Consider the following 12,234-nt stretch of genomic DNA (forward strand, 5'->3'; position numbering starts at 1 on the left):
AACACACCAGCCGTTGGAACAATAGTTTGGTACACAGCTGCAACAGGCGGAACAGTGGTTCCATCAACAACAGCTTTAGTGACAGGAACATATTACGCTTCAATTCTAAATCCAACAACAAATTGTGAAAGCAATGTTAGATTAGCAGTTGCAGTAAGCGTAACTGATCCGGGAACTCCAACCACAACAGATGCAACACAAGATTTCTGTTTAATTGATGCGCCAACCGTTGCCGATATTCAGATAAATACACCGGCAGTAGGAACAATAGTTTGGTACACAGCTGCGACAGGCGGAACAGCAATTCCAGCTACAACAGCATTAGTAACAGGAAACTACTATGCTTCAATTCTAAATCCAACAACAAACTGTGAAAGCAATGTTAGATTAGCAGTTGCAGTAAGTGTAACCGATCCGGGAACACCAACTACAACAGATGCAACACAAGATTTCTGTTTAGTTGATGCGCCAACAGTTGCCGACATTCAGGTGAACACACCAGCGGTAGGAACAATAGTTTGGTACACAGCTGCCACAGGCGGAACAGCAATTCCAACTACCACAGCTTTAGTGACAGGAACTTATTACGCTTCAATTCTAAATCCAACAACAAATTGCGAAAGCAGTGTTAGATTAGCAGTTGCAGTAAGTGTAACTGACCCGGGAACACCAACAACAACAGATGCCACACAAGACTTCTGTTTAGTTGATGCTCCAACCGTTGCTAATATTCAAGTAAACACACCAGCCGTTGGAACAATAGTTTGGTACACAGCTGCAACAGGCGGAACAGCGGTTCCATCAACAACAGCTTTAGTGACAGGAACATATTACGCTTCAATTCTAAATCCAACAACAAATTGTGAAAGCAATGTTAGATTAGCAGTTGCAGTAAGCGTAACTGATCCTGGAACTCCAACAACAACAGATGCAACACAAGATTTCTGTTTAATTGATGCTCCAACCGTTGCCGATATTCAGATAAATACACCGGCAGTAGGAACAATAGTTTGGTACACAGCTGCGACAGGCGGAACAGCAATTCCAGCTACAACAGCATTAGTAACAGGAAATTATTACGCTTCAATTCTAAATCCAACAACAAACTGCGAAAGCAATGTTAGATTAGCAGTTGCAGTAAGTGTAACTGATCCGGGAACACCAACCACAACAGATGCAACACAAGATTTCTGTTTAATTGATGCTCCGACAGTTGCCGATATTCAGGTTAACACACCAGCAGTAGGAACAATAGTTTGGTACACAGCTGCAACAGGCGGAACAGCGATTCCAGCTACCACAGCATTAGTGACAGGAAACTATTATGCTTCGATTCTAAATCCAGCAACAAACTGCGAAAGTAATGTTAGATTAGCGATTGCAGTAAGCGTAACTGATCCGGGAACACCAACTACAACAGATGCGACACAAGATTTCTGTTTAGTTGATGCACCAACAGTTGCCGACATTCAGGTAAATACACCAGCCGTTGGAACAATAGTTTGGTACACAGCTGCCACAGGCGGAACAGCAATTCCAACTACAACAGCATTAGTAACAGGAACATATTACGCTTCAATTCTAAATCCAACAACCAACTGCGAAAGCAGCGTAAGATTAGCAGTTGCAGTAAGTGTAACCGATCCTGGAACACCAACAACTACAGATGCAACACAAGATTTCTGTTTAGTTGACGCACCAACAGTTGCTAATATTCAGGTTAACACACCAGCGGTAGGAACAATAGTTTGGTACACAGCTGCTACAGGCGGAACAGCGATTCCAGCTACAACAGCATTAGCAACTGGAACATATTACGCTTCAATTCTAAATCCAGCAACAAACTGCGAAAGCAATGTTAGATTAGCAGTTGCAGTAAGTGTAACTGATCCGGGAACACCAACCACAACAGATGCCACTCAGGATTTCTGTTTAGTTGACGCTCCGACAGTTGCCAATATTCAAGTTAATGAAACTAATATAGTTTGGTACAGTACAGCAACAGGCGGAACAGCAATTCCTATAACAACTGCTTTAACAACTGGAACTTATTATGCTGCCATTTTAAATCCAGCAACAAACTGCGAAAGCAATGTTAGATTAGCAGTTGCTGTAAGTGTAACAGATCCGGGAACACCAACCACAACAGATGCTACACAAGACTTCTGTTTAGTTGATGCGCCAACTGTTGCCAATATTCAGGTGAATACACCAGCAACAGGCACAATAGTTTGGTATACAGCTGCTACAGGCGGAACAGCGATTCCAGCTACAACAGCATTAGTAACAGGAAACTACTATGCTTCAATACTAGATCCGACAACAAACTGCGAAAGCAATGTTAGATTAGCAATAGCAGTAAGTGTAACTGATCCGGGAACACCAACTACAACAGATGCAACACAAGACTTCTGTTTAGTTGATGCGCCAACAGTTGCTAATATTCAGGTAAACACACCAGCGGTAGGCACAATAGTTTGGTATACAGCTGCCACAGGTGGAACAGCAATCGCTTCTACGACAGCTTTGACTACAGGTACTTATTATGCATCAATTTTTAACGGAACAACAAATTGTGAAAGTGCGGTAAGATTAGCTGTTGCAGTAAGCGTGACTGATCCGGGAACACCAACCACTACAGATGCAACTCAGGATTTCTGTTTAGTTAATGCACCAACCGTTGCTAACATTCAGGTAAACACACCAGCCGTTGGAACCATAGTTTGGTACACAGCTGCTACAGGCGGAACAGCAGTTCCAGCAACAACAGCTTTAGCAACAGGAACATATTATGCTTCAATTCTAAATTCAGCAACAAATTGCGAAAGCAGTGTTAGATTAGCAGTTGCAGTAAGTGTAACAGATCCGGGAACACCAACCACTACAGATGCCACACAAGATTTCTGTTTAGTTGATGCACCAACTGTTGCCAATATTCAGGTGAACACACCAGCGGTAGGAACAATAGTTTGGTACACAGCTGCTACAGGCGGAACAGCAGTTCCAGCAACAACAGCATTGGTAACAGGAACATATTACGCTTCAATATTAGATCCAGCAACAAACTGTGAAAGCAATGTTAGATTAGCAGTTGCAGTAAGTGTAACAGATCCGGGAACACCAACTACTACAGATGCATCACAAGACTTCTGTTTAATTGATGCGCCAACAGTTGCAAATATTCAGGTTAACACACCAGCGGCAGGCACAATAGTTTGGTATACAGCTGCCACAGGCGGAACAGCAGTTCCAGCAACAACAGCTTTAGCAACAGGAACATATTATGCTTCAATTCTAAATCCAACAACAAACTGCGAAAGCAGTGTTAGATTAGCAGTTGCCGTAAGCGTGACTGATCCGGGAACACCAACTACTACAGATACAACACAAGATTTCTGTTTAGTTAATGCACCAACTTTTGCCAATATTCAGGTAAATGAATCAAATATTGTTTGGTACAGTACAGCAACAGGGGGAACAGCGATTCCAGCTACAACTGCTTTGACAAATGGAACTTATTATGCTGCCATTTTAGATCCGGCAACAAATTGTCAAAGTGCAGTAAGATTAGCAGTTGCAGTTACAGTAACTGATCCTGCTACACCAACAACTACAGATGCTACACAGACTTTCTGTTCTGGAAACGCACCTATAGTTGCTAATATTCAGGTAAATGAAACAAATGTAGTTTGGTATACAACTGCCACAGGCGGAACAGCAATTCCTGCAACAACAGCTTTGGCAACAGGTAATTATTATGGAGCGATTCAGGATCCGATAACAGGATGCGAAAGCAGCGTGAGGTTATTAGTTGCAGTTACAGTTGGAAACACAATTAATCCAACAACGAATAACGCTGCGCAAAGCTTCTGTTCAACAGCTTCACCAACAATTGCAAGCATTCAGGTAAACGAAAGCAACGTAACATGGTTTAGCTCTGCAACTGGCGGAACAGCAATTCCGGCAACTACAGCCTTAACATCAGGTATTTACTATGGAAATATTGTAGATCCGGCAACAGGTTGTGAAAGCTCAACTCGTTTACAAGTTACAGTAACAGTAACAGATCCGAGCCCAACGCCAACTACAACAGATGCTACACAAGATTTCTGTTCAATAAATGCACCAACAGTTGCTAATATTCAGGTAAACGAAGCAAATGTGATCTGGTATACTTCTGCTACAGGCGGAACAGCATTGCCAGCCACAACAGCTTTAGCAACAGGAACATATTATGGAGCTGTATCAAGTGCAATAAATTGTGAAAATCCAGCGAGATTAGCAGTTGCGGTAAATGTAAATACTCCGGGTATCATTACAACGCCAAATACAACACAAACGTTCTGTTTATCTAAACTGCCAACATTAGCCAACATTTTAGTTAACGAACCAAACGTTGTATTCTACGCTACTGCAACAGGAGGAACACCACTACCGGCAGGAACGTTACTAACAGTCGGTACGTATTATGCTGCTGCACTTAGTAACACAACAAACGGGTGTGAAAGCGCGACAAGATTGGGTATTACAATTGCCTTTGAAAATGATGCTTTAGTACAGCTTACAACTACAGACGACACACCATGTGTTTTCCAGGGAGTAACCTATTCAATTGCAAATGGAAAATCAAATTATGTATGGTCAGTTACAAACGGAACAATTACTTCTGGCGGAGGAACTGCAGACGGATCTGCAACAATCTCATGGTCAGATATTGGACCGGGAAGAGTTGAGGTTACTTACACAAATACTTGTGACGAAACCACAACAAAATTCCTAAACGTAACAGTAGCAACATGTTCTGATTTAACAATTACGAATGTGGTTGATAATCCAACGCCAAATTTTGGAGACAACGTAACATTTACGATAACAGTAAACAATGTTGGCGAAGGAAGTTTCATCAATACACTTGTTAGTGATTTATTACCAACAGGATATAATTTAGTTAGCTCTAATACATCAACAGGAACATTTAATCCGGCAACAGGACTTTGGACAATTCCAACACTTCCTGCAGGACAAAGTGTAACGTTAACAATAGTTGCAGAAGTACTTTCAAGCGGAAACTACTTAAATGTTGCTACTATCGAAAACTCAACTCCTTTAGATGTCGATGCAACAAACAATTCAGCTTCAGCTTCGGTTGAGCCAATTTGTTTAACAGTTTACAATGAGTTTACACCAAATAATGACGGAGCTAATGACTTGTTTAGAATTGATTGTATCGAAACATTCCCTAACAACGAGTTAAAAGTTTTTAACAGATATGGTGCATTAGTGTACAGCAAAGCACACTATGAGAACGATTGGGACGGAACTGCAAATGTATCCGGAGTAGTTAATAGAGGAGATATGCTGCCAACAGGTACTTATTTTTATGTGATTACCATTGGAGATGGAACGGTTAAAAAAGGATGGCTATCAATAATGAGATAACATTCTATTAATCATCTAATTAATTAAACTAAATAAGTATCGTTATGAAACTATATATAAAACCATTAGAAACGTATTTCATTTTAATATGTTCTTTTATTACAGTTTGCGTCAGTGCACAACAAGATCCTCAATATACGCAGTATATGTATAATACAATGGCGGTAAATCCGGCTTATGCCGGATCTACCGGCACTCTCGAAGCCACACTTTTACACCGTTCACAATGGGTAGGAATTTCAGGAGCACCAGAAACACAATCGTTTTCCATTCACGGACCGCTTTCAAATGAAAAAATCGGTTTAGGATTGAGTGTTGTTAACGACAAAATTGGTCCTTCAAATGAATTATACCTTGACGGAAACTTCTCTTATTCATTACCTCTTGGGTACGAAAAAAGATTAGCATTTGGTATAAAAGCAGGTATGAGAATGCTAAATATAGATTGGTCAAAAGGAAGATATTATAATGATAATGATGTTCTCCTAAACCAAAATATAGACAATCAAATGAAACTAGCAGTAGGAGCCGGAATTTACTATTACACAGAAAAATGGTATTTAGGATTCTCTATTCCAAGTTTTATTGAAAACAATTATTATGATGATGTACAGGAATCGATAGATTACGATCGTTTACATTATTATTTAATGGGAGGATATGTTTTTGATTTGAACCCAAATTTAAAGTTCAAACCAGCATTTTTAGTAAAAGCAGTAAGCGGGGCACCGATAACTGCTGACGTATCGGCGAATTTTATGATTGCTGAGAAATTTGTTATTGGAGGATCATACAGAACAGACGATTCTGTAAGTATTCTGGCAGGTTTTCAAATATCACCTAGTTTTTATCTAGGTTATGCTTTTGATTACACCACAAGTCAATTGAATAAATACAACGATGGAACACACGAATTCATCTTACGTTATTCATTCAACAAAGGACAAAGCAAAATTAAATCTCCTCGATTCTTCTAAAAACAAAACATATGAAAAAATTATATATCCTAAGTTTAGTCTTGAGCATTACGTTTAGTTTTGCTCAAAAGACTAATTTAAAGAAAGCAGATGCTTTGTTTAGAAATTATTCCTATACAGATGCATCAAAGGCTTACGAAGAAATATTACAGAATATTAAAAGTCCGTCGACACAAACATTAAAAAATGCCGGAGACTCGTATTATTTTATTTCTGATGCACGAAATGCCCTAAAATGGTATAGAAAATTATACGAAGCACAGGGTAATAACCTAACTGATATTTACTATCTAAGATACATTCAAACCATGAAAGCAGTCATGGATTATGATGAAGCAGATAGAGTAACAAAGGAATATCTGGATAAAAAAGGAGATCAAAAGGAAATAGACCGTTATGTTGCCCAGAAAAAGCAGCTTGATAGTTTAGCGAAAGCAAAACCACTGTATCAAATTAAAAATCTGGATATCAATACCGGTAAATCTGACTTTGGAACCACATTTTTTCAGGAAAAAATTGTCTTTACATCGGCAAGAGATACAACCAAGTTTAGCGAAAAACTATACACCTGGAACAATCAGCCATTCCTGAATTTATATGTTTCCGAAAGAAATCCTGCAGATGGAAGCCTCTTCAATGAAAGTTTGTTTATACCAAACGTAATGAGCAAATACCATGAAGCAACAGCGACATTTGATGCAGCAGGAAAAACAATTTATTATACAACAAATATTTTAAAGAAAAACAAATTAGTTGTTGACGGCGATAAAGTCAATAATTTTCAAATTGTTAAAGGAGATGTTGTAGATAATAAATTAGAAAATCCGCAAAACGTATTCTTTAGCAGCGATGATTATTCTGTTGGGCATCCTTCTTTAAGCGATGACGGAAAATGGCTTTTCTTCGCATCAGATATGCCGGGCGGATTTGGTGAAACCGATTTGTATGTGGTAAAAATTTCAGATGACGGAACAATGAGCACGCCGCTCAATTTGGGACCAAAAATCAATACAATTGGTAATGACCTTTTTCCTTATTACAGAAACGGAATGCTTTATTTTTCTTCAGATGGGCATTATGGTTTAGGAGATTTAGATGTTTACGAAAGTAAATTTTTGTCAGACGGAACTTTTACAACACCAAGAAATCTTGGCGCTCCAATAAACAGTAACAAAGACGATTTTGCTTATATCGTAGATAAGTCAGACAGTTACGGATATGTTTCCTCAAACAGAGCTGGAGGAAAAGGCGACGATGATATTTATTCTTTTGTAAAAGGAAAACCAGTTTGTAACCAAAGTATTTCGGGAATTGCCATTGACAGAAAATCTAAACTTCCATTATCAGATGTAACTGTTATGGCTTACAATTCTTTTAAAGAAGTTTTAGGTGAAACCAAAACAAACTACGAAGGAAAATATGCCATTGTGGTTCCATGTAATAAATTGGTTAACATGATTGCTGCCAAACCAAATTACAGCAGCGACGAAAAAACCGTAGAAACTACAAAGGAAAACGAAGGTGAAATTCCAAATATCAATTTTGAACTTAGCAATTATGACGATTTAGTGGTGAAAAAGAAAGGTGTTGAAAAAGTAGATGTTAACCCAATTTACTTTGACTACGACAAATACGACATTACACCTTTGGCAGTCGAAGAATTGACAAAAGTAGTTTTCATCATGCAGAAATTTCCAAACATCAGAATCAAAATTGAATCACATACAGATTCAAGAGGGAAAGATGCTTATAATTTAAAACTTTCAGATAACAGAGCAAAATCAACAAGAGATTATATTATCTCTCAGGGAATTGATGCTTCAAGAATCGAAAGTGCCATTGGTTACGGTGAAACCCGATTAATCAATAAATGCAAAAATGGAGTGAAATGTACTGAAGAAGAACATTTGTTAAACAGACGCTCCGATTTCATCATTATTCAAAAATAGTACTATATTTGCGATCTAATTTATTGATAATCAGATTTTAAGGTATAGAACGTAGAAACCATTTGGAAGTTGGTTTTTTAAAATTCTTTTTTAAGAATAATGGACAAGGAGAAAATCAGGCCGCAAATTTTTGCAGCCTGATTTTTGATTTTATAAAACTTTTGTGTTTAATGTTATTTGAACAAAAATAATCCTAATTTTGATATTCATTTATTTCAAATCAAAATCAGCATTATTTTAGTATTTTATGAGTATTCAGGAAACCATTCAAACCTTAAGAGACGAACTTAATCAACACAATTACAACTACTATGTGTTAGATAACGCCACAATTTCTGATTACGATTTTGATATTAAACTAAAGCAGCTTCAGGATTTAGAAAATAAACACCCTGAGTTTTTTGATGAAGATTCGCCAACGCAAAGAGTAGGCGGGGCCGTAACAAAAAACTTCAAAACTATTGCGCATCAATACAGAATGTATTCTCTTGATAATTCCTATTCGAAAGAAGATTTAATCGATTGGGAAAACAGAATTCAACGCGTACTGGGAAATGTAAACCTGCAATATACCTGCGAATTAAAATACGACGGAGCTTCAATCAGTATCTCTTATGAAAACGGAAAACTAGTTCAGGCGTTAACGCGCGGTGACGGTTTTCAGGGAGATGAGGTGACCAATAACATCAAAACAATCAAGTCAATTCCAATCAAATTAAAAGGAGATTACCCTGAAAAATTTGACATTCGGGGAGAAATTATTCTGCCGCATGCAGGATTCGAAAAAATGAATCAGGAATTGATCGAAATTGGTGAAACTCCCTATTCAAACCCAAGAAACACAGCATCGGGAAGTTTAAAACTACAAGACAGCGCTGAGGTTGCAAAACGTCCGCTCGAATGTTTACTGTATTTTGTAACAGGAAATAACCTTCCGTTTAAAACCCAATACGAAGGATTAGAATCGGCCAGAAAATGGGGATTCAAAGTACCAAACGAAGCCAAGTTAGTCAATAACATGCAGGAAGTTTTCGACTTTATTGATTATTGGGATGTACATCGTCATCAATTACCGTATGAAACAGACGGTGTTGTAATCAAAGTAAACAGCATACACTCTCAGGAAGAATTAGGATATACAGCAAAATCACCACGCTGGGCAATCGCCTATAAATTCAAATCAGAGCAGGTTTCAACCAAATTAAAATCAATATCGTATCAGGTTGGGCGTACAGGAGCGATTACTCCCGTGGCAAATTTGGAGCCAGTTCAATTGGCCGGAACTATTGTAAAAAGAGCCTCTCTACATAATGCAGACCAAATTGAAAAACTGGATATCAGAATAAATGATACCGTTTTTGTTGAAAAAGGAGGAGAGATTATCCCTAAAATTATCGCTGTAGATTTAGAGAAACGTCCAGAAAATTCAGAAATAACACACTACATAACGCATTGTCCGGAATGTCAGACCGAATTGGTTCGAAATGCCGGAGAAGCAAATCATTACTGCCCGAATTTTTACGGCTGTCCACCGCAGATTATCGGAAGAGTGCAGCATTACATTTCGAGAAAAGCAATGGATATCGAAGGACTTGGTGGAGAAACAGTAGCGCTGCTCTTCAAGAATAATCTAGTTCACAATTACGCCGATTTATACGAATTGAAAGTGGAAGATATTTTGCATCTGGAAAGAATGGCGCAAAAATCAGCCGAAAATTTGGTAAAAGGAGTAGAAAAATCAAAAGAAATTCCATTTGAAAGTGTACTGTTTGCACTCGGAATTCGTTTTGTTGGAGAAACCGTAGCCAAAAAACTGGCTAAACATTATAAAAATATCGACGCTTTAAGTCAGGCCTCTTTAATGGATTTAATTCTGGTAGATGAAATTGGAGAAAGAATTGCCAAAAGCGTAATAGAATTTTTTGAAAACGAAGAAAATAAAATCATAATTGAACGTCTTAAAAGTTATGGAGTTCAATTTGAAACCGTAGAAAGAATAAACCCAAATGCTACCGAGAAATTTATTGGAAAAACTTTTGTTGTTTCAGGAGTTTTCAGCCAATTTTCGAGAGACGATTTAAAAAAGACAATTGAAGATAACGGTGGAAAAGTAGGAAGTTCGATTTCTGCAAAAACCGACTTTGTCGTGGCGGGAGATAACATGGGACCGGCTAAATTAGAAAAAGCAAATAAATTGAATATTCCTATACTATCTGAAGATGATTTTATAACTAAACTGAATGAAGGCTAATAAACCATCGTTAATTTTATTCTTCCTGGCGCTGCTGTTTACAATTATTTTTGATTGGACAGAACAAGACTTCCTTGCCATTTATGCAAAGGCAATAGTTTTGCCTGCCATTTTTATTTATTTTTTAATAAGCAGTGAATTCAAAATCAAGAAAACAGAAAGCTTTATTTTTGTATTTTGCTTTATAGGCCAGGTTTTTGACCTTATGGATGTTGAGGTTTCAGAAATTGGAGCCGTAATAAGTTTTCTTGTCGTCTACGCCCTAATCATGAAGCTTTTTATAGTAGAACACGAAAAAATCAAACTACAAAAAAAGGATATTTTACCAATATCCTTAGTCATAATTTTTATTGTTTACCTGCTCATTTCAGTACTCAGTATGAAATTTGACAACACAAAAAAGTTCGATTACATCTATATCATCTACGGAATAATTCTCAGTTATATAAGCTATTTCTCCTTTGTAAGTTATATTACAAAAGGCACATTTATAACCCTTTTAATGTCATTAATGGCAGTAAGTTATATATTTTCAGATATATTCTACATTTTCAACGAATACTTTTCGCACTCCGTTGTTTTAGTTTTAATTCGTGATATAACACAAATTTTAGCCTACTACTTTATGGTCGAATATTTCCTCGAAAAAATAAAAATGCATAAAAGAGCCTTATACAATAATTGATCTCGCTTGATTGCTGTGCGCTTTATCCTTATCAAAATAAAAATCGATACGGCCTAAATTGATTCCGTAACAGCCAACCTGATTAACCAATACCTCTTTTCCGGTTTTGTTTTTTACAATGGTAGGTTTGTCAAGAAAAGTGTGCGTATGTCCGCCAATAATTAAATCAATATCCTGCGTAAGTTCCGCAAATTTTAAATCAGAAATTTTCGAAGGTTCATCTTTATATTTATATCCAAGATGCGAAAGACAAATTACTAAATCGCATTTTTCTTCTTGTTTTAACAAACGTGTCATATCCTGAGCAATTTCAACAGGATCATTATAAACAGTTTCTTTATAAAGTTGTTTATCAACCAAACCCTGAAGTTCAATTCCTACACCAAAAACACCAACCTTAATTCCGTTTTTATTAAAGATTTTATACGGTTTCACCAAACCGTTCATTACGGTATTTTTAAAATCGTAATTAGAATTTATAAATTCAAAAGTTGCATGAGGCATTTGAGCATACAAACCATCAAGACCATTGTCGAAATCATGATTTCCAATAGTCGATGCATCATATTTCATCATACTCATCAGTTTGAATTCCAATTCACCCCCGTAATAATTAAAATACGGAGTTCCCTGAAAGATATCACCCGCATCTAACAAAAGAACATTTGGATTTTCTCTGCGAATCGTTTCAATAAGCGCCGCACGACGAGACACGCCGCCTTTATTTGGGTTACGCGGATCATCAGCCGGAAACGGATCTATATGACTGTGAACATCGTTTGTATGCAGAATAGTTAAGTGTTTTATATCGTCAGTGCCAAAACTGCTCAATGACAATCCTAAACTTAATAAGGCAGTACTTGCAGCTGTTTTTTCGATAAATTCTCTTCTTTTCATTTTGTATATTTTTTGCGGGGAACTTTATATTTTGAT

6 protein-coding genes are annotated in these 12,234 nt (G+C 37.3%); 5 read left to right on the forward strand and 1 reads right to left on the reverse strand.

Features of this window, described 5'->3' with window-relative positions; all coding sequences use genetic code 11:
- The 5 genes from ACODSB_RS11100 to ACODSB_RS11120 form a co-directional block, all read left to right on the forward strand.
- Window positions 1-5,439, forward strand: a 5,439-nt coding sequence (locus ACODSB_RS11100; RefSeq protein ID WP_488937095.1) for an Ig-like domain-containing protein, incomplete at its 5' end; no start/stop codon positions are given.
- A gap of 44 nt (window positions 5,440-5,483) precedes the next feature.
- The gene (locus ACODSB_RS11105; protein ID WP_053472130.1) at window positions 5,484-6,416 is read left to right on the forward strand and encodes a PorP/SprF family type IX secretion system membrane protein; all 933 of its coding nucleotides are present in this window, start codon (window positions 5,484-5,486) and stop codon (window positions 6,414-6,416) included.
- A gap of 11 nt (window positions 6,417-6,427) precedes the next feature.
- A complete protein-coding gene (locus tag ACODSB_RS11110; protein WP_488937096.1) occupies window positions 6,428-8,365 on the forward strand; it encodes an OmpA family protein in 1,938 nt (645 codons plus the stop codon).
- 247 nt (window positions 8,366-8,612) lie between these two features.
- Window positions 8,613-10,616 carry an NAD-dependent DNA ligase LigA gene (ligA, locus tag ACODSB_RS11115; RefSeq protein WP_488937097.1) on the forward strand — a complete coding sequence of 668 codons (2,004 nt, stop codon included), beginning with the start codon at window positions 8,613-8,615 and terminating at the stop codon, window positions 10,614-10,616.
- Window positions 10,606-11,301: a hypothetical protein gene (locus tag ACODSB_RS11120; RefSeq protein ID WP_488937098.1), complete on the forward strand. Its 696-nt coding sequence runs from the start codon at window positions 10,606-10,608 to the stop codon at window positions 11,299-11,301. Before ligA ends, ACODSB_RS11120 begins: the two co-directional genes overlap by 11 nt.
- Here ACODSB_RS11120 and ACODSB_RS11125 read toward each other — a convergent pair.
- Window positions 11,287-12,198: a bifunctional metallophosphatase/5'-nucleotidase gene (locus ACODSB_RS11125; protein WP_180856991.1), complete on the reverse strand. Its 912-nt coding sequence runs from the start codon at window positions 12,196-12,198 to the stop codon at window positions 11,287-11,289. The genes ACODSB_RS11120 and ACODSB_RS11125 overlap by 15 nt on opposite strands.
- Between the last annotated feature and the right edge of the window lie 36 nt (window positions 12,199-12,234).

The sequence above is a fragment of the Flavobacterium sp. FG68 genome (assembly GCF_057808895.1).

What these genes read in the sequence shown, in the direction of transcription:
- ACODSB_RS11125 (WP_180856991.1), bottom strand. Translation starts at nt 12,198, where the DNA reads ATGAAAAGAAGAGAATTTATCGAAAAAACAGCTGCAAGTACTGCCTTA.
- ligA (WP_488937097.1), top strand. Translation starts at nt 8,613, where the DNA reads ATGAGTATTCAGGAAACCATTCAAACCTTAAGAGACGAACTTAATCAA.
- ACODSB_RS11110 (WP_488937096.1), top strand. Translation starts at nt 6,428, where the DNA reads ATGAAAAAATTATATATCCTAAGTTTAGTCTTGAGCATTACGTTTAGT.
- ACODSB_RS11120 (WP_488937098.1), top strand. Translation starts at nt 10,606, where the DNA reads ATGAAGGCTAATAAACCATCGTTAATTTTATTCTTCCTGGCGCTGCTG.
- ACODSB_RS11105 (WP_053472130.1), top strand. Translation starts at nt 5,484, where the DNA reads ATGAAACTATATATAAAACCATTAGAAACGTATTTCATTTTAATATGT.